General features: G+C 37.9%; 24 protein-coding genes. 5 read left to right on the plus strand and 19 right to left on the minus strand.

Annotation, left to right across the window (positions count from 1 at the left end; genetic code table 11):
- Nucleotides 1-133: 133 nt before the first annotated feature.
- A complete protein-coding gene (locus tag A7A69_RS06125; RefSeq protein WP_151982496.1) occupies nucleotides 134-1,765 on the minus strand; it encodes an inorganic phosphate transporter in 1,632 nt (543 codons plus the stop codon).
- 438 nt (nucleotides 1,766-2,203) lie between these two features.
- Between A7A69_RS06125 and metH the strand changes: the two genes are divergently transcribed.
- Nucleotides 2,204-5,890, plus strand: a complete 3,687-nt coding sequence (metH, locus tag A7A69_RS06130) for a methionine synthase (RefSeq protein ID WP_152876606.1) — start codon at nucleotides 2,204-2,206, stop codon at nucleotides 5,888-5,890.
- Between the two features lie 95 nt (nucleotides 5,891-5,985).
- On the opposite strand, the gene A7A69_RS06135 is transcribed toward metH, so the two are convergent.
- The 5 genes from A7A69_RS06135 to A7A69_RS06155 all read right to left on the minus strand — a co-directional run bounded on the left by A7A69_RS06135 (nucleotide 5,986) and on the right by A7A69_RS06155 (nucleotide 10,116).
- Nucleotides 5,986-7,239 (minus strand): RES domain-containing protein, encoded by a 1,254-nt coding sequence (locus A7A69_RS06135; protein ID WP_152876607.1) that lies wholly within the window; start codon nucleotides 7,237-7,239, stop codon nucleotides 5,986-5,988.
- A 175-nt stretch (nucleotides 7,240-7,414) separates the two neighbouring features.
- On the minus strand, nucleotides 7,415-7,783 hold the full coding sequence (locus A7A69_RS06140; protein WP_152876696.1) for an endonuclease domain-containing protein: 369 nt from the start codon (nucleotides 7,781-7,783) through the stop codon (nucleotides 7,415-7,417).
- A gap of 13 nt (nucleotides 7,784-7,796) precedes the next feature.
- Complete coding sequence (locus A7A69_RS06145) at nucleotides 7,797-8,369, minus strand: RelA/SpoT domain-containing protein (protein ID WP_152876608.1); 573 nt, start codon at nucleotides 8,367-8,369, stop codon at nucleotides 7,797-7,799.
- A 65-nt stretch (nucleotides 8,370-8,434) separates the two neighbouring features.
- Nucleotides 8,435-8,728 carry a cold shock domain-containing protein gene (locus A7A69_RS06150; protein ID WP_152876609.1) on the minus strand — a complete coding sequence of 98 codons (294 nt, stop codon included), beginning with the start codon at nucleotides 8,726-8,728 and terminating at the stop codon, nucleotides 8,435-8,437.
- 158 nt (nucleotides 8,729-8,886) lie between these two features.
- Entirely contained in the window at nucleotides 8,887-10,116 is a 1,230-nt protein-coding gene (locus A7A69_RS06155) for an MFS transporter (RefSeq protein ID WP_120369335.1), read from the minus strand.
- Nucleotides 10,117-10,219: 103 nt separating this feature from the next.
- Between A7A69_RS06155 and A7A69_RS06160 the strand changes: the two genes are divergently transcribed.
- On the plus strand, nucleotides 10,220-10,993 hold the full coding sequence (locus A7A69_RS06160; protein WP_152876610.1) for an AraC family transcriptional regulator: 774 nt from the start codon (nucleotides 10,220-10,222) through the stop codon (nucleotides 10,991-10,993).
- Between the two features lie 2 nt (nucleotides 10,994-10,995).
- Here the strand turns inward: A7A69_RS06160 and A7A69_RS06165 are convergent, their stop codons facing one another.
- From A7A69_RS06165 to A7A69_RS06175, 3 genes are all read right to left on the minus strand, one after another.
- Nucleotides 10,996-12,288 carry a glutaminase gene (locus tag A7A69_RS06165; RefSeq protein ID WP_151982053.1) on the minus strand — a complete coding sequence of 431 codons (1,293 nt, stop codon included), beginning with the start codon at nucleotides 12,286-12,288 and terminating at the stop codon, nucleotides 10,996-10,998.
- Nucleotides 12,289-12,462: 174 nt separating this feature from the next.
- Entirely contained in the window at nucleotides 12,463-12,945 is a 483-nt protein-coding gene (gene def / locus A7A69_RS06170) for a peptide deformylase (RefSeq protein ID WP_151982055.1), read from the minus strand.
- A 198-nt stretch (nucleotides 12,946-13,143) separates the two neighbouring features.
- Nucleotides 13,144-13,998 carry a Cof-type HAD-IIB family hydrolase gene (locus A7A69_RS06175; RefSeq protein ID WP_152876611.1) on the minus strand — a complete coding sequence of 285 codons (855 nt, stop codon included), beginning with the start codon at nucleotides 13,996-13,998 and terminating at the stop codon, nucleotides 13,144-13,146.
- A gap of 199 nt (nucleotides 13,999-14,197) precedes the next feature.
- Between A7A69_RS06175 and A7A69_RS06180 the strand changes: the two genes are divergently transcribed.
- Both A7A69_RS06180 and A7A69_RS06185 read left to right on the plus strand, forming a co-directional pair.
- Nucleotides 14,198-14,401, plus strand: a complete 204-nt coding sequence (locus A7A69_RS06180; protein WP_152876612.1) for an amino acid transport protein — start codon at nucleotides 14,198-14,200, stop codon at nucleotides 14,399-14,401.
- 150 nt (nucleotides 14,402-14,551) lie between these two features.
- Nucleotides 14,552-15,844, plus strand: a complete 1,293-nt coding sequence (locus A7A69_RS06185) for an MFS transporter (RefSeq protein ID WP_152876613.1) — start codon at nucleotides 14,552-14,554, stop codon at nucleotides 15,842-15,844.
- Between the two features lie 78 nt (nucleotides 15,845-15,922).
- Here A7A69_RS06185 and A7A69_RS06190 read toward each other — a convergent pair whose 3' ends face one another.
- The 10 genes from A7A69_RS06190 to A7A69_RS06240 form a co-directional block, all read right to left on the minus strand.
- Nucleotides 15,923-16,522, minus strand: coding sequence for an alpha/beta hydrolase (locus A7A69_RS06190; RefSeq protein ID WP_152876614.1), 600 nt, complete (start codon nucleotides 16,520-16,522; stop codon nucleotides 15,923-15,925).
- Between the two features lie 59 nt (nucleotides 16,523-16,581).
- Nucleotides 16,582-16,866 carry a hypothetical protein gene (locus tag A7A69_RS06195; RefSeq protein ID WP_152876615.1) on the minus strand — a complete coding sequence of 95 codons (285 nt, stop codon included), beginning with the start codon at nucleotides 16,864-16,866 and terminating at the stop codon, nucleotides 16,582-16,584.
- The gene (gene pnuC, locus A7A69_RS06200; protein WP_120369326.1) at nucleotides 16,863-17,441 is read right to left on the minus strand and encodes a nicotinamide riboside transporter PnuC; all 579 of its coding nucleotides are present in this window, start codon (nucleotides 17,439-17,441) and stop codon (nucleotides 16,863-16,865) included. Before pnuC ends, A7A69_RS06195 begins: the two co-directional genes overlap by 4 nt.
- Before the next feature lie 78 nt (nucleotides 17,442-17,519).
- The gene (locus A7A69_RS06205; RefSeq protein WP_152876616.1) at nucleotides 17,520-18,653 is read right to left on the minus strand and encodes an acyltransferase family protein; all 1,134 of its coding nucleotides are present in this window, start codon (nucleotides 18,651-18,653) and stop codon (nucleotides 17,520-17,522) included.
- A 237-nt stretch (nucleotides 18,654-18,890) separates the two neighbouring features.
- A complete protein-coding gene (gene pgaD, locus A7A69_RS06210; protein ID WP_120369324.1) occupies nucleotides 18,891-19,304 on the minus strand; it encodes a poly-beta-1,6-N-acetyl-D-glucosamine biosynthesis protein PgaD in 414 nt (137 codons plus the stop codon).
- A 28-nt stretch (nucleotides 19,305-19,332) separates the two neighbouring features.
- Nucleotides 19,333-20,595 carry a poly-beta-1,6-N-acetyl-D-glucosamine synthase gene (gene pgaC / locus A7A69_RS06215; protein ID WP_120369323.1) on the minus strand — a complete coding sequence of 421 codons (1,263 nt, stop codon included), beginning with the start codon at nucleotides 20,593-20,595 and terminating at the stop codon, nucleotides 19,333-19,335.
- Between the two features lie 12 nt (nucleotides 20,596-20,607).
- Nucleotides 20,608-22,683 (minus strand): poly-beta-1,6-N-acetyl-D-glucosamine N-deacetylase PgaB, encoded by a 2,076-nt coding sequence (gene pgaB / locus A7A69_RS06220; RefSeq protein ID WP_152876617.1) that lies wholly within the window; start codon nucleotides 22,681-22,683, stop codon nucleotides 20,608-20,610.
- 384 nt (nucleotides 22,684-23,067) lie between these two features.
- Nucleotides 23,068-23,460 (minus strand): hypothetical protein, encoded by a 393-nt coding sequence (locus tag A7A69_RS06230; protein ID WP_120369321.1) that lies wholly within the window; start codon nucleotides 23,458-23,460, stop codon nucleotides 23,068-23,070.
- Nucleotides 23,461-23,920: 460 nt separating this feature from the next.
- Nucleotides 23,921-24,262: an FKBP-type peptidyl-prolyl cis-trans isomerase gene (locus A7A69_RS06235; RefSeq protein ID WP_152876618.1), complete on the minus strand. Its 342-nt coding sequence runs from the start codon at nucleotides 24,260-24,262 to the stop codon at nucleotides 23,921-23,923.
- 30 nt (nucleotides 24,263-24,292) lie between these two features.
- Nucleotides 24,293-24,841, minus strand: a complete 549-nt coding sequence (locus tag A7A69_RS06240; RefSeq protein ID WP_120369319.1) for a YaeQ family protein — start codon at nucleotides 24,839-24,841, stop codon at nucleotides 24,293-24,295.
- 190 nt (nucleotides 24,842-25,031) lie between these two features.
- On the opposite strand from A7A69_RS06240, the gene dctA reads away from it, so the two are divergent.
- A complete protein-coding gene (gene dctA, locus A7A69_RS06245) occupies nucleotides 25,032-26,297 on the plus strand; it encodes a C4-dicarboxylate transporter DctA (RefSeq protein ID WP_151982069.1) in 1,266 nt (421 codons plus the stop codon).
- Nucleotides 26,298-26,317 lie beyond the last annotated feature (20 nt).

Below are 26,317 nucleotides of genomic sequence, written 5' to 3' on the forward strand. Positions count from 1 at the left end.
TTACCGAGGGTTTAAGCTAAATTTGTTTGGATAAGAACCAAAATACAGGACAGAAAAAACTTATTTATAAAAAAATAATGATAAAAAAGGCCACTGATGTGACCTTTTGACTCTATGGATATAAATTTGACATTTATCCAACAAATTGAAGAAATAACCAGTAAAGTCCACCTGATAAACAAATAGTTGCAGGTAAAGTAAATACCCAAGCCGATAAAATCGTTTTAACGGTATTAAAGTTTAATCCAGATTTATTTGCGACCATTGTACCTGCCACTGCACTATTAAGTACATGTGTTGTAGATACTGGCATACCTAAGCCATCTGCCGCTGCGATTGTGCTCATCGCAACCAATTCAGCAGACATTCCCTGACCATAAGTCATGTGGTGCTTACCAATACGCTCTCCGACTGTGACCACAATACGCTTCCAACCCACCATCGTTCCTAGACCAAGTGCCAATGCCACAGCAACTTTGACCCAAGTTGGAATATATTGTAGGAAAGAATCCAGACTATCACGGTACTGTTTCACCACTTTTTGCTGATCTGCTGACATTGCTGGAAGCGCTTCTGCTTTATCCAAACGTTTAAATGTCGTGGTACTTAAATACATGTCGTTACGAATATTGCCAATCGCATCTTCAGGAATATCTTTCAAGCTCGTATAGCTACCAACACGTTGACCTAAATGATCTGTCAGACTTGCCAATGCAGGAACAACATCTGGAGTTTGCTGCTTGGTTTGAATATATTTTGTCAGAATGAGACGTGCTTTTTCGTCTTGCAGATCGGTATTTTGTGCAACAAGAACAGTAGAGGTTTGACTTGAAAGCTGTTTAAAAGTTTGAAGCTGCTGAGCATCTAGGCCTTTATTCAATGAATAAGCCATAGGAACCAAACCAATCAACACCAGCATGATGAGGCCCATCCCTTTTTGCCCATCATTAGAACCGTGTGCAAAACTCACACCTGTACAGGTGAAAATCAAAATAGCACGAATAATAGGTGGCGGTGGTTTATTACCTTCTGGTGGTTGGAAAAGTTCAAGTTGGCGTTTGAATACTTTTTTAACTAATAAAAATAGCAGTGCAGCAAAAGCAAAGCCAATTAAAGGTGAAAAAAGTAAAGCTTTACCGACTTTAATCACCTGATCCATATCGATGCCACTGGCCCCACCTGTTGCTGCATTTAACAGATGATTCATAATACCCACACCTAAAATTGAACCAATTAAAGTATGTGAGCTAGAAGCAGGAATACCCAGAAACCAAGTTCCCAAATTCCAGATAATCGCAGCAATCAATAAAGCGAAGACCATGGCAAAGCCTGCGCCACTGCTGACATTCATAATTAATTCAACAGGTAATAACGCAATAATACCGTAAGCAACAGCACCACTGGCAACCATTACACCAAGAAAATTACAGAAACCTGCCCACATTACGGCAACAGGTGCAGGCAATGCATTGGTATAAATTACTGTTGCTACAGCATTGGCCGTGTCATGGAAACCGTTTACAAACTCAAAGCCTAACGCAATAAAAAGTGCCGTTGCCAGCAATATCATGGAATATAGACTCAGTGCTGGTACGTGTGCCAAATCAGCATTCACCTGAACAGCAATATAAATCAGGGTTGCAATAATAACCGTAAGAAACACCGGCATAAAAAACTGCGGTGTAGGTACATGTACATTCGTCGATTGAACATGTCCAACTTCGACATGATTTGAATCCGAAACGGGGGGAAGATTTGAATTCATGTAGACGGTTCAAGAGGATCGTGAAAATCCCCATATTCTTAAATTAAATTATGACAATTATATGACAAATAGGGGTCTAATGAAGTCATTTTTTAGACGTTTGACTTCATTAATGGCAATGATTAGGGTTGTTTTGTGCCAATTATTTTACTTAATTTCAATAAATACAAAAACTTAAACCACAAAAACAATAATGACATTCAATTGTTGTATTTTGAAGCAAATATTATGAAATATGACAGCCAGTCACATTTCAGGTGCTCTCATTTTTTGCTCATTCTATTTTGAAACATGAATATTGCATTTTGATGAAAACATCCCCATCTCATTCATCAATGTCTGAAACTGTTTTTAGTCGTTTCAACAATCAATCAACCCCACTTATTGTTGGGGATTCTGTTACAATAATGCGCCTTTTAAAATTCATCTGGGGTTCTTATGTCCACGCTTGCCACCCTGAAATCACTTCTTGCTCAACGTATTCTCATTATTGATGGTGCGATGGGAACCATGATTCAACGCCATAAATTAGAAGAAGAAGATTATCGTGGTGAACGCTTTGCTGACTGGGCATCTGACCTTAAAGGCAATAACGATTTACTGGTACTCACTCAGCCGCAAATTATTCAGGGTATTCATGAAGCTTACCTTGAAGCAGGTGCAGATATTATTGAAACCAATAGCTTCAATGGTACACGTGTGTCCATGTCAGACTATCACATGGAAGATCTTGTCCCAGAGATTAACCGTGAAGCAGCACGATTAGCGCGAGCGGCCTGTGATAAATATTCGACACCAGATAAACCGCGTTTTGTTGCAGGTGTGCTTGGGCCAACATCTCGCACCTGTTCAATTTCGCCGAATGTAAATGACCCCGCATTTCGTAACATTACCTTTGATGAACTGAAAGAAAATTATATAGAAGCGACACATGCACTCATCGAAGGTGGTGCGGATATTCTTTTGATTGAAACTGTATTCGATACATTGAACTGTAAAGCTGCAATTTTTGCAGTCAAAGAAGTGTTTAAGCAAATTGGTCGTGAACTTCCGCTGATGATTTCAGGCACCATTACCGATGCCTCAGGTCGTACTCTAACAGGTCAGACTGCCGAAGCATTTTGGAACTCAGTGCGTCATGGTGATTTATTGTCGATTGGTTTTAACTGTGCTTTGGGTGCAGATGCAATGCGTCCACACGTCAAAACTATTAGCGATGTAGCTGATACTTTTGTTTCCGCACATCCAAATGCAGGTTTACCCAATGCATTTGGCGAATATGATGAAACACCTGAGCAAACCGCAGCATTCTTAAAAGAGTTTGCACAAAGTGGTTTGATCAATATCACAGGCGGTTGCTGCGGAACCACGCCCGACCATATCCGTGCCATTGCCAATGCTGTTAAAGAAATCAAACCGCGTCAAATTCCTGAAACGCGACCTGCTTGCCGCTTAAGTGGTTTAGAACCCTTTAACATTTATGATGATTCATTATTCGTCAATGTCGGTGAACGTACCAACGTAACAGGTTCAAAAAAATTCCTGCGTTTAATTCGCGAAGAAAATTTTGCAGAAGCACTTGATGTTGCACAGCAACAAGTTGAAGCTGGTGCACAAGTTATTGATATCAATATGGATGAAGGGATGCTTGATTCGCAAAATGCCATGGTGCATTTTTTGAATCTAGTTGCGTCTGAGCCTGATATTTCTCGCGTACCGATCATGATTGACTCATCTAAATGGGAAATCATTGAAGCGGGTTTAAAATGCGTACAAGGCAAGCCTGTCGTCAACTCAATCTCTTTAAAAGAGGGTTATAACGAGTTTGTCGAAAAAGCACGTTTATGCCGTCAATATGGTGCTGCAATTATTGTCATGGCTTTTGATGAAACAGGTCAGGCCGATACCGCTGCACGTAAACGTGAAATTTGTAAACGCTCTTATGACATTTTGGTCAATGAAGTAGGCTACCCCGCTGAAGATATTATTTTTGATCCGAACGTATTTGCGGTTGCAACAGGGATCGAAGAACATAATAACTACGGTGTTGACTTTATTGAGGCGACGGGCTGGATCAAACAGAACTTACCACATGCCATGATTTCTGGTGGTGTTTCCAACGTTTCATTCTCGTTCCGTGGTAATGAACCTGTACGTGAAGCGATTCACTCTGTCTTCCTTTACCATGCCATCAAACAAGGCATGACTATGGGGATTGTGAACGCTGGCCAAATGGCGATTTATGACGATATTCCAAAAGAACTCAAAGAAGCCGTTGAAGATGTTGTTCTGAATCAAAATCAAGGCACAAGCGGTCAGGAAGCTACAGAGAAACTACTTGAAGTTGCTGAAAAATACCGTGGTCATAGTGGCGCACAACGTGAAGCTGAAAACCTTGAATGGCGAAATGAGTCGGTTGAAAAACGTCTAGAATATGCGTTGGTAAAAGGTATCACCACTTATATTGATGAAGATACTGAAGAAGCACGTTTAAAAGCTAAACGCCCACTCGATGTGATTGAAGGCGCATTGATGGATGGTATGAATGTAGTGGGTGACTTATTTGGTTCGGGTAAAATGTTCCTGCCACAAGTAGTCAAATCTGCACGTGTTATGAAACAAGCTGTTGCTTGGCTGAATCCGTACATTGAAGCTGAAAAAGGTAATGCACAGTCCAAAGGTCGTGTTCTCATGGCGACTGTAAAAGGCGACGTACATGATATTGGTAAAAATATCGTAGGCGTGGTTTTAGGCTGTAACGGCTACGATATTGTGGATTTAGGGGTCATGGTTCCTGCTGAAAAAATCCTACAAACCGCAATTGATGAGAAATGCGACATTATCGGTTTGTCTGGTTTAATTACACCAAGTCTCGATGAAATGGTCTTTGTCGCCAAAGAAATGCAGCGTAAAGGCTTTAATATTCCATTATTGATTGGCGGCGCGACCACGTCTAAGGCACATACTGCGGTAAAAATTGATCCTCAATATCAAAATGATGCCGTGATTTATGTTGCCGATGCATCACGTGCAGTTGGTGTTGCGACGACCCTACTTTCTAAAGAAATGCGTGGTAACTTTATTACCGAACATCGTGCTGAGTATGCCAAGATTCGTGAACGTCTAGCCAATAAGCAACCAAAAGCCGCAAAACTTTCTTATGCCGAATCGGTTGAGAATGGCTTCAAGATTGATGATCACTATGTACCACCAAAGCCAAACGCTTTAGGTACGCAAGTCATTAAAAATTATCCACTTGAAACGTTAGTCCCGTATTTTGACTGGACACCGTTCTTCATCTCATGGAGTTTGGCAGGGAAATTCCCGAAAATTTTACAAGATGAGGTCGTTGGAGAAGCTGCAACCGATTTATACAATCAAGCGCAAGCCATGCTTAAAGACATTATCGATAATCAACGTTTCGATGCACGTGCGGTGTTTGGTTTATACCCTGCTCAGCGTACAGGTGCAGATAGTGTCAGCGTGTTTGATGAAAATGGCCAAAGTGTCACTCATACTTTCGAGCATGTTCGTCAGCAATCTGACAAAGTCACAGGCAAGCCGAATTTATCTTTAGCCGACTATATTAAGCCGACAACCAATCAGCAAGATTATTTAGGCGGTTTTACCGTGTCGATCTTTGGTGCTGAAGAATTAGCCAATGAATATAAAGCCAAAGGTGATGATTATTCTGCCATCTTGGTTCAGTCTTTGGCGGATCGTTTTGCTGAAGCATTTGCCGAGCATTTGCATGAACGTATTCGAAAAGAGTTTTGGGGCTATAAGGCCGATGAAACTTTGGACAATGAAGCGCTGATCAAAGAAAAGTATGTTGGTATTCGTCCTGCGCCTGGCTACCCTGCTTGCCCAGAACATTCTGAAAAAGCAGTGTTGTTTGATTGGTTAGGTTCTGAGAAGAAAATTGGAACGAAGCTAACTGAACATTTTGCAATGATGCCGCCATCAAGTGTCAGTGGTTTCTATTATTCGCATCCTCAAAGTGAATACTTTAATGTGGGCAAAATTGCTCAAGATCAGCTTGAGGATTATGCCAAACGTAAAGGTTGGACACTGGATGAAGCGAAGCGTTGGTTAGCACCCAATTTGGATGATTCGATTGTTTAAATCCCCCTCGATCCCCCTTTAACAAAGGGGGACTTGCACGTATCTAATAAATTACGTGGCAGCTCCTCCCTTTTTTAAAGGAAGATTGGGAGGGATTAAATCCAGTCAGTTGATTCTGTCATTCGTGGATGAGATATATATTCAATCTCAGTTGTAATTACTATTGATTTAACTTGTGAAATACATAAACCAGACCTTGATTCCTTATTCCATGAAAAATAAATGTTATTATTTCCTGCTGAAAAAGAACTATCAATTCCTTCATCTGTCACCTCAGGAAATAAGATGATATTATCTGCTGTGGGTAATTGAACTGATTTCAAAAATATCCCCTGAATCTGATCTCCGAATTTCACTCTCAAGTATTCAAAAAAGTATTGGCTTATCAAATAATCAAATTTTCCACTTTCAAGTTTTGGCTTAGATACACTTGCTATGAGTTTTTTGAAAAATACATAAACATCTAGTTTTTCTAAATAGTTTTCATCTAAATAATGAGGATAAAAACCCTTTGCTAATTTATTTAGATTTAATAATTTCAGTTCTATTCTATTAGAAAATTGTGCAATACCAACATATTGTCCAACTAAAGCTCTAATTTCAGCGACACATGCCATTTTATCTGTAGATAAATAAAGAGCAGATATCCCAAAAGGTGTCATTCGTTGATCACTAGCTAAGAATGAAGGTACTAACCCAAATTTATCCCTAATATTTTTTGCTATTATTTCATTTTCTGTTTCCACTTTAATTGTTAAATTATCCTTATTAACTTCTTTCATTAGATCTTTAAGGCTATCAAAACTTCTACCACGATATAAAATAGTATTTACTGGGATAATATTAAAAAGTGATTGATTGATATTTTGGTTAACTAGCAAGTATTCAAATGTATGATCTAAAAAATCCTTTAGTTTGGTATTAAAAAATCTAAATTCATGTTTAAAGCTTTTTTGAATGCATTCCCACTCAAATTCTTTATTACACCCTTCATACTCTTCTAAGGAGTCGTCATACAGTATCAATAACTCATTACCAAAATGCTTATCACCATCCTCAGCTAATTTTTCTGTTAGTTCTTCATCTAGCTCAAGACATTCAATAAGATTATAAAAATCACTTACTCCATCTTCCTGATGTCCTTCATAAAACCAGCCAGATCTATAAGGTAGATCACTTAAAAATTTATAGCTAGTAGATATCACATCGAATAATTTATTTTTAAAAATTTCATAATCTAAATGTTGAGTTTCACTCTGGCATTCTTCACAAAAGCTAGGCTCAAAATCATTTTTTCTATATTCATAAGGTGGTAATTTCTCTTCAATACACATTTTACAAATCAACATTTAAATAACCACCTTTAATTTATTTTAAATAGCAAATTCAATATATTACAAAAAAACTAAATCAATCTATTCTTTTCAATAAATCCTCCCTAACCCTCCTTTAAAAAGGAGGGAGTATCATGAATCTAATATCTATATTCAATTTGCAGTAAAGTCCCCCTTTGAAAAGGGGGATTTAGGGGGATTCCAATCTCTGCCGAACCACACAATAAATTTGTGCTACAACAGCGTCAGTCTCCGTCAAAATCTGGTGATTACTAAATCTGAGAACCATAAGTCCTAACTCACTTAAAGCTTGATCTCTCGCCCGATCAGCCGCCAATCCTTCTACTGTATAATGTTGCCCACCATCACATTCAATAACTAGATCTGCTACGGGGCAATAAAAATCCACAATAAAATTAAGAAGTGGCTTTTGTCGGTAAAACTGCAATCCTGAAATCTGTTTACGTCTTATACTTTGCCATAAGACTTGCTCTGCATCAGTCATATTTTTACGTAAATCACGAGATGGGAGCTTTAAATTTTTATTATAAGGTTTCATCATTCATTAATTTTCAAACAAACGTCCGTTTATATTTCTCATAATTTTCAATATTGGTCAGTTCATTTTTTTCTTCCCAAACTTGTAACTCCCAAGGGAAATAAAAATTTGATTTATTTTTAAAATCGGTATGCAAACCTCGATAGCCACTTTTATCTCGAAAATACCAATTTTTTAAACCAAATTTTTCTTGCCATCCATCTAGCAATTCACTAATTTTTTCAACTTCTTGTGTATTTAAAATAATTCTTGCACCAAAAATATCATTTAACCAGTTATTCACTGGATATTGATCTGTATTTAATGAATACCGATTAATCTTATCATCAATACTTTCTAAAGTTTTGACACGATAGTAATACTGCAATAAAAAGCCTTTTTTATTCTTAATTAAATAATCATTAATACTTTCATGTAAATTTAAACGGTATTTTGAAATATGTTGATATGGTATACGAGCAATGGTTTTAGACAAATTAATCTTGTCAATACGCCCTGTTTCAAAATAATCTCGTGAAAAATCAGCGTGGATTTTATTAATGGTTTCAATCATTAATTCAACCTTATTCAACACACTTTCACTCATATTTCTTCTCAATATCTAAATGATTTAAAAATAAATAAGTTATCTCATATTTTTTGATTTAATCTCTACTTCCTAAAACCATCTAGCAAGGCATTGGTAATCGACTTATTCGCTTCCATCGCTCTAGTTTTTTTAGCTTTGGCAGATTGGTCGATGACTCTTTCAATTTTTACAGCTTTATATTTACCGTTATTTTCAACAACCATGAATTTGACGCGTTCATTGCGTTTAGGCTCACCCCCTTCAAGCGGAAAATCCGAAATATGGAAAAAAATATCCTGCTCTAAGCCACCAATAAATCCAAAACCTTTTGTTGCATCGTATTGTTTAATTTTTCCCTGATAGAATTCAGATTTCATGATTTAACCTATAATGTTACGCAATCATCAAATTATACATGAATCTGCTGAAACGAAGAAAAATCCAAGAACATAGACTGACTTTAAATGAGTCGTAAATATTTTTCTAATTTTACAGAATTAAATTATCCCCTTTTACAGGGGATAATTTTGATCAATCACATTGATTTCACATGAGTCTTTGGTAAAAAGAAGGTTGCCAAACCAAGCAATGGCAAATACGAACATAGTTTAAATACCCATTCAATTCCATTGATATCCGCCAAATGTCCAAGCCCTGCTGCGGCAATCCCACTCACACCAAACATCAAACCAAACATGAGTCCTGAAATCATGCCTACACGTCCTGGAACTGCTTCTTGAGCATAAACTACCATTGCCGCAAAAGCTGAAGACAACACCAAACCAGCAATGATTGAAAGAATCGTCGTCCAGAATAAATCAGCATATGGCATCATCAGTGCAAACGGTGCCATGCCTGCAAAAGACACCCAGATCACCGCTTTACGCCCGATCTTGTCGCCAATTGGCCCACCTGCAAATGTTCCCACGGCTACGGCTGCCAAGAATGCAAATAAATGCAGTTGTGCAGTTTGTAAGCTCACATGAAATTTATGGATCAGATAAAAAGTAAAATAGTTACTGATACTGGCAATATAGGTAAATTTAGCAAACATCAATAAACAAATCGTGCCAATTGCTAGCGTTAATTGACGACCATGTAATTTACTACTGGCATTGACAATACGCGAAACAGCTTGAGTTTTGGCATGGCGAATTGTCCATTGGCTCACACGTGTTAATATCCAAATCGCCAATAATGCAAAGACCACCAACCAAGCCACTGCATGTTGTCCAAAGGGCACAATAATTAAGGCTGCCAATAAAGGGCCAATTGCAGTTCCCGTATTTCCACCCACTTGAAACGTAGATTGTGCTGTACCAAAACGTCCGCCCGATGCCATACGTGCAACACGTGAAGCCTCTGGGTGGAAGGTCGATGAACCAACCCCAATCAAGGCTGATGCGATCAACAATACAGTAAAAGTAGGCGAAAATGCGAGCAGCAAAATTCCTAGAAAAGTCACACACATTCCCATTGGCAGTAAATAGGGCTTCGGATGTTTATCGGTATATAGTCCAATCCATGGTTGTAACAGAGATGCTGTGACCTGATAAACCAATGAAATTAAGCCCACTTGAGTAAAACTGAGGGCAAAATTGGCTTTCAACATTGGGTAAATCGCAGGAAGTACTGCCTGAATCAAGTCATTGAGTAGATGTGCAATTGCAACAGCACCCACCACTTTAATTATCATTTGCTGTGGCTGTACATGGGAACTCGCCTGCTCTCTGATATTTTCCTTTAACGGAATTGAAGATGTCATTCCGAAAACTCCACACTTTTTTTGATTTAGATGGATATTGTAATGTGTCGCTTATAGCGCTATGTTCCAATATATATCGCTTAAGTGACAAAATTATCTGGTTATGTCTTCATCTACTTTTGAACCTGATCTGATTATTGGCTTGTCATCAGAACACGCTTATAAGGACACAACGTATGCTCATGCGCATTTTCGGGCACAGTTATTATACGCATCAATGGGAAGCATTCAGGTCTATACCGATCATCAACTCTGGATTTTACCACCTCGCTGTGCGCTTTGGATTCCTCCTCGTGTTGAGCATAGTGTGACTTTTTTAAGTCAGGTAAAATTAAATACGGCGTTAATTGAAGAACAAGCTGCCTATGCAATGGGCAAAAATTGCTTTTTGATTCGAGTCAGTAACTTATTGCACGAATTATTGATTCGTTTTAATGAATTGGATCAACTTAAAAAACAACAAATAGAAATATCACAACCAGTTTTACATGCCTTGCAAATGGTTATTTTTAATGAAATCCAACATGCCAATTCGTTGGCAATTCAAATTCCGTGGCCCAAAGACAAACGCCTGATTGGGATTTGCAAAGCACTTTTACAAGCGCCAGATCAGTTAAAAGATTTAAATACATGGGCAGATGAAATCGGCACCAGTTCCCGTACACTCATGCGTATGTTTCAAAAAGAAACTGGACTTTCATATCGGGCATGGATCCAACAAATGCATATCGCGCTGGCTTTAAGCAAAATTGCAGATGGTTATGCAATTTATCAAATTTCCGAGTCCCTTGGTTATGCCAGTGCAAGTGCATTTAGTGCCATGTTTAAACGGCATTTAGGAAAAACCCCTCAGCAGTTTAAAACGGGAACGATATAAAGCTAGTCAGCCTCATTTGAAATATCTTTTTGTTGTTGTATTAAATCGTCCAAATCTTGATAAACATGTAAAACCCGATCTTTATGCGTTCGGGCATGATCCAGTCGCTGTTCAGGATCGACCAGCAGTAAACTATGACCATCATCAATCAAACGGTCAATGCCTTCAAGAAACATACGTTTTCCGACATCATGAATAAGTGAAATCTGGGTTAAATCTATAATGATCGTACTTTGATCGATAGGTTCATGTTGAAAAATACGCAATAACATTTCTGCTTCGGTAAACTTCAAAACTCCACGTAACACATAAACACTTAATGATGCATCTTTTCCAGTGCGATAATGACTTTGTACAATGGTTTGTGCTGAAGGCGTTCCTTCCATTAAATGCAGCCCCATATCACGGCTAAGCCGTTCCATCACATCAATCCCGCGCACACTATTACCATGTTCATCCAGTTTGGGTGAAAAGGCTGCGATACTCACTTGACCCGGTAGAACACCCAAAATTCCACCCGCCACACCACTTTTGGCAGGGATACCCACTGTGGTCAGCCAGTCACCTGCGGCATCATACATGCCACAACTCATCATCACACTAAGCACTTGTCTTACCACTGAACGGTTCAATAAACGTTTGCCCGTTTTGGAGTCGACTCCACCATTGGCAAGCACGCTTCCCATACGTACCAAATCTTTTACCGTGACCAATATTGAGCATTGGCGAATATAGCCATTCACAATATCAACAGGATCAGTTTCTAAAATTCCGACTGTTCTTAACATATAACCGATTGAAAGATTACGGTAGGCAGTTTTAATTTCTGATTGATATACGGACTCATCAAAACGTAGCTCTCGCCCTGCTAGCTCACTCATAAATAAACGTAAAATCTCTGCACTATCCACGCCTTCTTTTATAGGAATAAGGGAATGTGTAGTAATTGCACCCGAATTAATCATTGGGTTTTTAGGACGTCGATCTGTGCCCAATGAAATCTCATTAAAGGCTTCGCCTGAAGGTTCGACACCAACTTTTTGCAAAACTTCATCGATGCCAAGTTGCTGTAACACATAGGCATACGTAAAGGGTTTTGACATCGACTGGATGGTAAATTCAATTTCATCATCTCCAACTGAATAGATCTCTCCATCGACTGTAGACATCGCTAAAGCTAGCCGATCTGGATTTGCATTTGCCAACTCTGGAATATAATCAGCCAGATGTCCGCTATCATCACCATCACATTCATCAAGTACATGTTCTAGATAATCTGGTAATGGAGTTTTCATCAAATCCGCCCTTTCTGGTCTTTATTTTCAATTTGAATTTATAGTACAGGGTCTTGATAATGCTAAATTTATGTTTTTTGTAATGATTATTGGCACATTTATTATTTTTCAGAATGTTTAAAATAGACTGTCACCGCAATACAATTTTTATTTTGAAAGCTTATAAAAATATACTCAACTTAGCCGTTCGATAAATAAAATACCATCTAAATGATCGACTTCATGCTGTACGATTCGTGCAGGAAAGCCATCATAATTCATCTCAAAATATTCTCCCTGTATCGACTGATAACGTACTTTGACCGAATAGGCTCGCTCTACCTCACCACGTTCATTTGGAACACTTAAACAGCCTTCTTCTCCTAAACATGTTTCATTAGAAAATTCTAAAATTTCAGGGTTCACCATCACCACTGCATCCATTTCTGGTGCATCGGGATAACGTGGATTTGGACGTGACGCAACAATAATGATTCTTTTAGAAATATAGACCTGTGGTGCTGCAATTCCAACGCCATTACGTTCTAGCATCGTATTGTGCATGGCAGCGGCTAACTGCTTGAGCCACTCACTATTTAATTCCGAATCGGCAACTGGTGCCGCCTCAAGTTTCAAGATTGCTTCACCACGTTTTGCAACAGGTAAAAAGGTGTTCATCTCATAGACCTATATGTATTTCATTGATATTTTGCGATTGAATTATCAGGTTGACAAGTCGAAACTCAAAATCAATTTGATAAAAGGTTTTTCAATATTTAACTAAAGCGTTTTGTTCGCTCAACAATCATCAATAGAATGAATAAATATCAGACCCAAATCACTTATTACGACATACAGCAACTTTGTATATTGAAATCAAATATTTTCCAGATATACATCTTCTTTACTATAAATTTGAAATGGCTGAGCATTTAAAACCAAATCTAAAACATCCAGTACACCCTCATGCTCATTGCTTGGAGCAATATATTTGGCAACTTGTTTCAGTTCAGGTACTGCATTTTGCATCGCAAAACCATAACCAGCCATTTGAATCATTTCTAGATCGTTGTAGTTATCGCCAATTGCTAATACATCCTGATGGGTAATGCCCCATTTATGTTGCAAAAGCTGTAATCCATAGGCCTTATGTCGATTTGGAATAATGAGATCAATAAAACCAAAACCACTTGAAACCATTTTGGCTAGTTTCTCGCGCATATAGGGCTTTTGCTCAAGATCATTCAAAATTTGCTGATTGTCCTGTTGCGCAGTCGTTAGCGTCACTTTACAAATTTGATCATCGATTTGACTCAGATCATCAACTTGTCTCAAATTTTTAAAATAAATTTTTAATTTTTGCTGTGTTTTTTCACTGACACTTTTTTCTATGTAGGCACTGTCTTTACCACATAGAATTAAGTTTTGCGCATAATCGTGTTTTAAGTCACCCAAAATTTGCTGCAATACATCTGAATTAAAATAATCATAATTTAAAGTTTCTGTTCCATCGACCACATAAGCGCCATTTTCTGCTACAAAAGCCATTTCGTGCGCAATCTCTGGGAAATAAGCTTTTAGGGTATAAAGCGGATTCCCACTGGCTGCGACAAAATGAATACCGCGCTGTTTAAGTTGCTTATACTGTTTAAAAAAACGTGAGCTGTTGTATTTCTTCTCTGAATTTAAAAAGGTTCCATCCATATCAACTGCAATAAGTTTGATTGGCATTTATACCTCGTCATGGGACAATCTTGATCTACTTTTATTATCTTAGCAGCACATCACAATTTTATGAATCTATGACTTTTCTGATGATCACGCTCACCCAAAGTTTCCCCTCTAAATAAAATTAAGTCTGATGCTTTAATCTACGATTCAGATTTTATTTTTATGCTAAGACTGATAAAAAATCGTAGAAATTAAGCACATGAATACTGCACAACTTTTATTAGGATTGGTCTTTAGTTGCATTGGCTTAGGCTATTTTATGTATGGAAAAAAGCAAAAAGTCATCGTGCCTTTAGTGTGCGGTCTAGTACTGATGATTTTCCCGTATTTTATTGAAAATGCAACGCTCATCACTGTCATTGGCATATTACTTTCAATCATTCCCTATTTTATACGTATATGATTTTAATTATAAAAACTCTCAATCTGACTTATATTTAAAATAAAAAATGGCTTTCCTTTGCTTAAGTTAATTTTGAATCTGTCGGATTTCCTTTTAAGTTAAATTTCAAGTAATATCGAGCCACTTATTTTATTTTTGAATCATTGCAGCATGGATGCTACCCCACATCTTTCCCGTCAGGATAAACGTACACTTGCACTTTCATCTCTCGGCGGAGCTTTAGAATTTTACGATTTTGTCATCTATGTCTTTTACGCCAAGATCATTTCAGATTTATTTTTTCCGAGCAGTTTAAGTCCATTTTGGGCGATGCTAAATACCTATGGAATTTTTGCAGCGGGTTATTTTTTCCGTCCTCTTGGCGGTGTGATCATGGCACATTTTGGTGATTTAGTCGGGCGTAAACGACTTTTCTCGCTCTCTATTTTATTAATGGCATTGCCCACTTTAATCATTGGCATTCTGCCTACCTTTGAAACCATTGGTTATTTGGCGCCGCTGTTGTTATTGTTGATGCGTGTAGTACAAGGAATTGCAATTGGTGGCGAGATCCCTGCGGCATGGACATTCGTTTCTGAACATGTGCCTGAGCAGCGCATTGGGCTTGCTAACGGTCTATTAACCGCAGGATTATCCTTAGGAATTTTACTGGGTGCATTGATGTCTTTATGGATATCAATACAGTTTAGTGAAACTGAAATTCATGCTTGGGCATGGCGAATTGCATTTATCGCAGGTGGGATTTTTGGATTATTTGCGTTGTATTTACGCAGTTATTTAAAAGAAACACCCGTATTTAAAGCCATGCAAGCACGTAAAGAATTATCCAAGGAGTTACCAGTCAAACAGGTCTTGCTAAAGCATCAAGCAGCAGTTGTCATTGGTATGTTATTTACGTGGTTTCTAACCGCTTGTGTTGTAGTCATCATTTTGGCGATGCCTAATCTACTCACTACAGCTTTCGGATATGATCGTGCCAGTGCATTTGAAATGCAAAGTGCGGCGATTATCATGCAAATGCTTGGCTGTATTTTAGCAGGAACATTGGCTGATCGTTTTGGTTGTGCCAAAGTGATGATAATTGGTGCCACTGCACTGGCAATTATTGCCGCCATTTTCTATAACAGCCTTGGTCATGCCAGTCACATCACCATTTTCATATTATATATGTTGCTGGGTTTATGTTCAGGTACTGTCGGCATGGTGTCATGCAGTATGGTGAAAATGTTCCCCGCACCTATTCGTTTTTCAGGTATTTCATTTTCTTATAATGTGTCTTATGCCATTGTGGGTGGTTTAACCCTGCCTTTCATTCAGATATTAAGCCATTACAGTAAGATAGGCTCGATGTACTATATATTCGCACTCGCAATGATGGCATGTGTGACAGCAATGGTATTTAAAAAGAAATTTGAATCATCTATCAAGCATTCCAGTATTTGATAGCAAATTTAGAAAAGGCAACAAAGCTATCGATCTTTAATAAAGCTCGTAAACGTTAAATTTACGAGCTTTGATTTTTTAAAGAGATTTGAGAAATTCCAAACCACGTTTAAGCTCAAGCTCATTCACAGAATGTCCAAGATCTTTATAGGTTTCCAGTTCGACATTAAAACCTGCTTCACGTAAAGCTTTAAAGGCATCCTGACTTTCATAGACAGGTATCACTTCATCTGCTTCGCCATGCATTAAGCTAATTTTGGCAGTCTGGTTCGCATTGCCCTCTATGGGTGAAGCTAAGCGTCCAGAAAAACCAATCACCCCTGCGATGGGCCAGCGACCAGAAGCAACCGCATCTAAAGACATAATTGTTCCCTGTGAGAATCCACAGAAAATAACGTGATGAAGCCGATCAACAAAGCCTTGCTCATCCAGTATCCGCTGAACTGTTTGATCGAAATATTCTCGTGCCTGTTCGATACGCTCAAAGCGATTTTCTTCGGTAATGCCTGTCAGACTAAACCATTCAAAAACTTCATGGCTATGCATAAATGGAAAAGGTGCATTTGGAGATGCAATACTCAAGCCATCAATTTGACGTTGCCAATATTGTGCAATCGGCAATAGATCACGACCATTACTGCCAACTCCATGAAACATGATTACCAGTTTATCCGTCATCTGATTTCATCTCTAATATTCAATGTTATCTATCTTAATTCGCAATTATCATCGATGCTTTATATATTCATATCGATCTTGTAATGTCCTTGCTTCATTTCGATACTTAATCTTTTTATTTTGTATGGGGTTTTATATTGAATCGAAATACAAAAGTCTTCTGCACCATCGTCTAAGCCAGAAACAGCCCATGTTGTTCCTACAGGAAAATCATCAAGCCATTTTGCCTTATAGACATCGGACACAGAATCAAAATCCAGATAATACTCAGGGGATTGGCAAATTTTCGTGGCTAATTGATCAAAACATTCCTGTTTGTATTGTTCCAGATCAAGTATTGTCATATCACTAATTTTGTCTGTTGTTTACGCTTAACCTGCTCCCATTGCCACCAACCAAAGGCAGCCATAATGACAAATGCAGCGTATAAACCTGCGGTCAGATATAAGTCTTTGTAAATAAACATCCCGACATAAACAATATCGACAAATACCCATAATATCCATGTTGCAATATGCTTACGACTTGTCCAATACGTTGCGAGTAGACTAAACGCAGCCAGTTGAGAATCTAGCATGGGTACAGCAGCATCGGTGAAATACTTTAAACTCAATCCGAAAATGATGCCGCCTACTGCGGCAATTGCCATTTGCAAAATCACCAGTTGTATAGCAATTGGTTCAATTCGAATGTCGTGATCGACCTGCTTGCCTTTGAGCCAGTGATAAAAACCATAAAAGTTCACCACCATAAAGAAAAATTGCAGGATGGTTTCGCCGTATAGCTTAAAAGTGAAAAATAAATAAGCATATAAAACAAAAGCCAAAAAGTTAAACCACCAGCACCACATATTGCGTTTAATGGTGAGACCAACACCAATCACGCTAATTATCACTGCAACAATCTCAAGTGGAGACATGTTCTATACATCAAAAGGGAAAGCGCTATTATGAAATGTTTCTGACTATACGCAAATGATTTCTATTCACTAAATGAATTATTTTAAAACCCAGTCGGATAAACGATTGCTCAAATTAATCGCTAAAGTATCGACATAACGACTATATAGATCAGCACAGATGATCAATGCGATAAAAAATATCAAAATTGAACAAATCGCAGCAGAATCATAACCCCAACCTAAAGCCATAAAATAATTAAAGACTGGTAGACATACGCAATACATTAAAAGCAAATGTAATAAATAAATTGAAAATGATAATTTGCCCAAATAGACGCAAACTCGATTATCTAGCTTTTTCGATAACATTGGATTCATCAAAATACTATATACAATCAGAATGCCTGCGACAAAATTACAGTATTCATAAGTTCGTTCTCCGACTAAAGAGTAAATCCAATAATAAGCCGAACTATTATTGTGTACGCCTGCCAAATAAAGACCAAGTGCTAATAAAAAAATAGCGAATATTGATGAACGAATGACTTGACCATAAAAATATATAAGTGACCCAATCAAAAAACACAATAATCCTAAATATAGCTCCTGACTCTGAAAGAAAATAGACGTGGTCGGAAAAAGTAAAACAAGAGGCAAAAATAGGCGTTTATCCAGACTGTAAATATACAATAGCCCAAATAGCAAAAATGAACCCAATAATTCAACTTGCATGGTCCATAACACCCAGTTTAGGCTAGATTCTGCAAACAGAAATGAGCCAATGGTGCCTTCATAGACCGCCTGAGCAAAACCAATATCTTGTGTCGCTAAAACCTTTAGCCAATACTGCACTTGAGAACTATCGATGTCACTAAACTGTAACGCCGCCCAAAGTAAAATACATGAACCTAAAGCAGGAATGGCTAAACGTGGATAACGTTTTACCATCATCGATTGCAGCTTCATTTGCATATTGCGGCTATTACAAACTACATAGGACAAAATAAAGCCGCTTAAAACAAAAAAAACATAAACGGCGGCTGTGCCTGAGTACCAAAATGCAAAAGGTGAATGATGAATAAAATGTACCCATGCATTACGTGCAACATCGTGTTCATCAAAATGATGTAAATAAGGATAAAAACTTAAGCTGAGATGCGAAAATACCACAGCGAGACAAGCCAACCCGCGAATGCTTTCAACTGCATTGAGTTTGGTAAACTTATCCATTATGAGAAATCTTCATCTTTAAGTTGCATGATCCTGATAAATTCCATTTAATAAAGTAGACTGGCGAATGATCGGCCATCATTGGCATTCGGGCTATTATAGAAAAATCACTCACAGCTTATGTTTCACTGCGCTCGACTTATGCAGTATCTATGTAATCATACTTGACCAATGTAAATGCCAGTTTGCTCTTAAACAAACTGGCATTGTGCATTTTAATATAATTGACTCAATCACTTAATCGATATGTGTGATCCGACCAGTCTCATCGTGATGTACCACACTAATTTTCTGCATACGCCCTTGATGAATCTGGGTTTCATCCAGTTCAAAATAACGCGCATAATCTGCCACATCTTTTTCGTGCAATCGCTTAACACTTTTTGCAGGAATATAATTACTCCATAGCAATAGTGCAACTGCACAGGCAATGAGAGAAGTAATACCATGCTCTAATCCTAGACTAAAGGCATGGAAAATCTGATGGATTAAATGACTTTTTTCTAGCTCAACTAAAGCCCAGACCAGAATAAACGGGCGCCATAACAGTAACCACGCGCCCCACATCATCATGGTTGAAGTATTTGATACATAGCGTCTGTGCCATGGCAATTGATGGCGCACGTCGATAATCAAATTGTTAGATTTCATGAAATTTTCTCGAAAACATGCTTAATATCTACATGCGCATGCCACGGTCAGGACTGACCCAGCGCGCGCGTTTTTCATCACCACGAAGGAGGACTTTAGGAAAGGCCACGATTGTAGCAGTAATGGTGATTAACCAAAATACAAACGGATACCAAATCATCCAGTAGTAATTTTTACCAAGATTAGGTTCATAACGACTGTCCATCCATTTGCTTAAAGCAAATTGAAGTAAACACGTCGCACCTAATAATATTCCGCTGCCATAAGGTAAAAATGGCGAGCTGATTCCAGACAAATCTCCAAGCGGCACCACAAAATGCAGTAACCAGAGAATTGCCATAATTAACATTAAATATGACCAGACCAGTGTCAAACATAACTCAAACAACAAAGGCCATAAAAAATTCAGTTTTGGCTTAAAGAACACATCCAGATTTTTAACTAAAACCTGTGCGCCTCCCATTGCCCAACGTAAACGCTGTTTCCATAGACCATTTAAGGTTTCAGGCATTAAAATCCAGACCAACGCATTCGGTTCAAAACGGATATCCCAACCAGCACGTTGTAGTTTCCAAGTAATATCAATATCTTCAGTTAGCATATTGGGTGACCAATATCCAACTTCATGCACAGCACTCTTACGAAATGCTGTAACGACACCAGAAACCGTAAACAAACGTCCAAAGCTACGCTGCGCACGTTTGATCATGCCGACAATTGAAGAAAACTCACCGACCTGAATTCGACCCAATAAAGTTGAACGGGTACGAATACGCGGATTACCAGTTACAGCTGCCACAGTTCGATCTTGCAGAAAATGACGAATCATCCATTTGGCTGCATGAGGATCTAGTAATGCATCACCATCAATCCCAATCAGAAACTCAGCTTGAGTCAACAAACTGCCTGCCTGTAATGCGACAGCTTTACCCTGATTTTGTGCCAAATGAACTACACGTAATTTTTCATGCTGTTCAGCCAACCGATCTAATACCTGTGCCGTATTATCTGAGCTTCCATCATTGATGGCAATCACTTCAAAATTAGGATAATCCAGACCTAAAGCATGGCTAATCGTTTCTTCTGCATTATCCCCTTCATTAAAGCAGGGAATCAGTACAGCAACCATAGGATAAACATCTAATTCCGCTGGTTGCTGATATGGGGGCTCTTTACGCTCTTTCCAATAAAAGATCAGCGCACCCATCATCCACAAATACGACATAAACAGCGGATAATAGAACACGAAGTTCAGTGCTGAATGCCATAAATGCTGTAAGGTTGTTGACATGGTCAATTCCTACTACGGGACTAACTTTGAAGGTTTAGTCGCAAATACATCATGCAACATTTGGGTATCAGGATGATCTTTAAAAGGATCATCTGGATAATATCCAACGTGCATAGCACCCTGGCTGTACAGGGAACGAATCGTATCGACAAGCTCCTGCGATGGCACAGGTTGATTAGTACGCCAGTTAGTCGCCTGTAATTCAAATACAGTTTTCTTGATTCCGTTTGGATATTGTTTTACACGTTTTACAATATCCTGATAGAACTTGGTCGGATTCTCTGCTTGTTCCATGTAAGGCATGGCCATAATTGCAGTAAAATCATAACGTTTTAGTGACTGCTCCAGAGACTGCGAATACCAGTTTTCTGCATAAGGAGATAAAGCAACTTGCGCGTACATATTGCGCGCAGTCAGTAAATAAGGCTGATAATAACGCACATCTGAAGCAAGCTTCATTGCAAAGTTATCAATCGTCTTGATTTTAAAATCAGTCCATTTAGATAACAAAGCATCATCATTCCGAATTTTATCCAGATCAGTAGGCAGGCCTGCTTTTGCATAGGCTTTCAATGCATCTGGACTGGCATCTTCATAATCAGATAAAGTGGTATCATCATGGAATAGTATACCATCAAATGTGGAATATTTTGCCAAGTCGGTATAAATTCCTTCAATCACTTTACGTGCTTCTGGTGAATATGGGCTTAAACGAATGTATCCCATGTTCAAGTGGTCACTGTCTTTAGGCTGTTGGGTCACCACCAGTTTTTTAGATGCTAGATTATTTTTTGGCAATTCCCATGCCATCAGAGGCATCCACGCATAAACACGGTTGACCGAAGTACGCGTCGAAATTTGCCAAGCTACGCGATTAAACAAATCGGCACGCATTGGAAGATAACGATTTGGGAAATACACCATATCCGCAGAACCGTTGGCATCTGGGTCGGAAAAGGCCTGCAAATACACTGTATTTACGCCAGCAGCACGAATCCGATCAAGTACATGCCCCAGATTACGTTCAATCTGTGCTGGATCAGGATCATAAATATAATCTAGATCGATATGCATGATTTTTTGCGGACGGTTATTATCGTTCAAATTCATTTGACGAGTTAAAATATCCTGCGCTAAGTCGTCGGTACTTTCACCTTTCATCACCAGAATACGACTTAAATGACCTAAAGATTTGGTCACATGATCAGGCCCATCATCAAGTGTAATGGTAATTGGCATACCGAGTTTTTTAGCAATACGCACAGTTTCCATATTATAGCGACCATATGGCCAAACCATCACACGTGGCGCACGAATGCCATTCGCCTTAAAGGTTTCGATATTTTTCTTTAAATCATCACTGATGCGTTTTTCATAAGCGCGATCAGACTCATAAGTTTTAGTTTTATCATCATAAATACGCGTGGTTGCTGCGGGTTCAGAGTTACCTTGTGGGTTACCCGTTACACCATGATGCAAATCATAACTGTGGCTACCTATTTCGATTAAACCACTGTCCTGCATTTCTTTAATTTCTTTCCAACTTAATAATTTGCTGCGTTCAAGTTTTTCGTCACCGAATTGCACCATTTTATTAGGTTTAACTTCTAGCCATTTACCGACCACAGCCAATACAGCAGGTATTTTACGTGCTTTTAAAATCGGATATGCATATTGATAGAAAGATTGATAACCATCATCTACCGTTAGTAAAACTGGCTTTGGTGGTAATTTGAGTTTACCTTCGTTGGCTTTAATCAGTTGATCAACACTAATAAAGTGATAACCATTTTTAATAAGCCAATCTAGATGCAATTCAAAACGCTGCGGAGTTACAGCATAATCTGGAATAACAGCATCTTTAGATGTAATTTCGTGATAACCAATAATCGTTAAAGTCGACACATCAATCTGTGGCTCTTCTTCTGGTGCTTCGCCTGTATGAGGATCAGTCACAGCTGGTATCTCCGCTGCTGTAGGAAGATCAGTGGCTGCCGATGTTTCTGCATGGGCATAACTTATTCCGATAGAACTGAACAGTAATGAAATGCTCAAAGTTAAAGTTTGCAAGGGAAAGCGTGTTGGCATAGAAATATCATCTTTCAATTCGGGTTATTTTCTGAAGGTTTTGTCTCGTCGAAAATGTCTTTTCTACTGACCACAATCCATTGCTTTTGACAGAAATCCATCAGGCTTTTAACAGTGTCAGTTATACTAATCAAATCTGAAAAGAAACTTAAAATTTTTTGTAGGTTTTTCTTAACTTTACAGTCATATTTCAAAAATAAAAAACTCCTTTATATGAATATTCAAACAATTGTTTTAGTACAAAAAATACTCAAAAAGAGTTGATTCGATTTATATTTTCGCATAAAAAAAGATGGCAAAAAAGCCACCTTTTTCATATGTAAATTACAATAAAGTCTAATGATTAAACTAAATTTTTCTTAAGAATGATTCATTATAAAATTTTTAATACTCAATCGTGGCAAAATTAGGATTTTCAGCCATTTGCTCTAGATAGTAACGTTCTTTTTGATATAAATACTTATATAAACGATTAATCCAATGCCCACGGCGGAAGATTTTTATTTTTTTATTGACACCATCATAATCCAATAAAGTGATCCGTTCAGCATCTTGTAATAATGTAATGCGATAATCAGCAGATTGATGCGGATGCATAGATAATGTCTCTTTAATCAATTCAACTTTATAGCCCTCGTCTAACCAATAATGCTTATCGAAATTGACCTTTTCTTGTACCCATAATCCTGAATACTCCTCTTGATTAGTATCAATCATAAAAAAATGATGCAATTCTTTTAAAAGCTCTGTGGCAGTTAAGTCTGTATAGTCATTCATAGTCTTCGTCTCTTATTGTTGCTTTTATCTTGGTATTACAATAACTCTAAGTCTATACACTTAGTTCTAAAATAGGTTTTGCCTATTGATCTAATTTTACATAAATAAAGGTCAATTAAATCACACAAAATTGTAGTAAATTTATTGAAATATTCAATTTAAAATATAAAAAACGATGAAAAATACTTTTCTAAAATGTGATTCTCTTTTTGTTGATATTAATCAATATCGTGCTTAAAAAGATCAATTAAATTTGATTCTGTAATGTAGATTTAAATGTCGCGGTTTTAACAAGATGAACAATACAAAAAATAGTGTCGTCTAAATGTCAAAAGTTATTTTTTAAGTAACAAATTCAACAATGATTCAAATAAAAAATCAAGAAAGCCTAACATCGCTTAAAACTACGCATCAAATCTTCAATATTATAAAAATTCGATGCGTAATCTCGTTTGATTGCTCAATTGTCACGTGTTTTTACATCAAACAATTCAATCTCAAAAATCAGATTTGAGTTTGCAGGAATAATCTTACCCATTTTTCGTTCGCCATAAGCCAGATGCGAAGGAACGATTAATTTACGTTTTCCACCGACTTTCATTCCCATAATGCCCTGATCCCAACCTTTAATTACACGGCCAGTTCCAATGACACATTCAAAGTAATTCCCACGATCCAGCGAAGAATCAAATTTGGTTCCGTCTTCAAGCCAACCTGTATAATGAGTAGTAATTAAAGCACCTTTGACTGCTTCTTTCCCCTCGCCCACTTTTAGATCAATAATTTCAAGTTCTTTAGTCATGACAAATTCTCCAGTTCAAATCGCTTATTTTCAATAATGAGATGCTAGACCTTGTAGTTGCGTCCACTGAATCACAACTTGCGTCTGATCACCAATAAGAGTCCACTCGCCATCCATAACATTTAGTTGAAGCTGCATGGTACGTTGGCATAGTTGTTCAAGCTGTGCAGAACTATCCGCAGAAATTTGCCAAACTTCAACTTTCTCAAGGGTTTTTATTTTACTATTTCTTTTCCACCAATCTTCTACTTGTGAGCCATAGGCAATGACTGCAACATGTTTACACCGTGCGGCTGCTTTTTTCACTTTATCTTCAGAAGGCAAGCCAACTTCAATCCACTGCTCAAGTTGACCTGTTAAATCTTTCTTCCATAAAGCTGGTTCATCGGTTTCAAATAGATCTTTGGTAAATTCAAGCTGTTCATCTGCATAACGCGCAAAAGCCACAATACGAACCATTAAACGCTCTAAGGTTTCAGATGGATGCAAAGCCAATGTAAGCTGATAATCACCATATTGATGCTGATCCATATCTGCAATATTTAAATCTGCTTTATAAATCGTTGCTTTGAGCGCCATAATGAAACTGTCCATTTTTGATGGGCGCTAGCATAACTGATTTTATAGCTCAGATTGAAGTCATCGTATGGGTCTGTTCAAATTTCCAATCATTTATTATAGATATCACTTCGGTATTTTTTATTGCAAAACCTAAAACTGGCGAGCTTTTTGCACTGTTCGGAGGATTTCTCAATGATGAACATGCAAGATGTGGCAAAAAATTAAATCCAGTCTTTTTATTCAAGTCATTATCGCGTTAATTTTAGGTATCGTGATTGGCATAAGTTTCCATGATTTCTCTTTAAATTTAAAACCGTTGGGTGATGGTTTTATTTCTCTGATAAAAATGCTCATCGCACCAATTGTATTTTGTGTAGTGGTATTGGGTATTTATGGTGCAAGTGATATCAAAAAAATGGGGAAAGTTGGTGCAAAAACCATTTTGTATTTTGAAATCGTCACTACTATCGCGCTAGTCTTGGGTATAGCAGTGGCTTATATATTCAAACCAGGCGTTGGAATGAATATTGATATCAGCACACTCGATAGCAAAGATCTCAGCACCTACACAGAACGTGCGCATGCCATCAGTTCTGGTTCAGATTTTATTTTGCATATTATTCCCAAAACATTATTTGGAGCATTTACAGATGGAGACATCCTACAAGTTTTATTAATTGCGATTTTATTTGGTATTAGCCTACTACTCATTCCCAAGCAGTTCTCAGCCATCGTCTGCCCAGCTATTGAAGCCTTTTCCGAGGTTTTGTTTAAGATGATGGGACTGATTATTCGTCTTGCACCTTTAGGAGTTTTAGGCTCAGTTGCTTATACCACTGCAAAGTTCGGACTGGATTCGCTCATGCAACTGGGCTATCTGGTAATTTTGTTTTATCTCACTTGTATAATCTTTGTCGTGGGAATTTTAGGTTTTATTCTTAAATTAACGGGTTTGAATATTTTCAAATTTTTAAATTACTTTAAAGATGAATTATCTATTGTTCTCGGTACCGCTTCTTCTGATTCAGTTTTGCCACAAATCATGAAAAAGTTAAAAGCGCTTGGGATTAAAGACTCAACAGTGGGTTTGGTCATTCCAACGGGTTATTCTTTTAATCTGGATGGATTTTCGATCTATTTAACATTAGGCGTTATCTTTATCGCACAAGCGTGTAATATCGATCTATCCATGCATAACCTACTTGCGATTTTGCTGGTTTCATTGGTCACATCTAAAGGCGCACATGGTATCCCGGGTTCAGCCTTAGTCATTTTAGCTGCAACTTTATCTGTGATTCCAAGTTTACCTGCGATTGGTCTAGTGCTTTTGCTCTCAGTAGATTGGTTTATTGGTATTGTACGCGCATGTACCAACCTAATTGGCAACTGTGTCGCTACAGTGGTCATTGCCCATTGGGAAAAAGATATTGACCATGCAAAAGCCAAAGCAGTGCTGGATCAACAATCACATTAATTAAAATAAGCTCAGAATAG

The organism is Acinetobacter guerrae (genome assembly GCF_009372255.1).
GTDB classification, from domain to species: domain Bacteria; phylum Pseudomonadota; class Gammaproteobacteria; order Pseudomonadales; family Moraxellaceae; genus Acinetobacter; species Acinetobacter guerrae.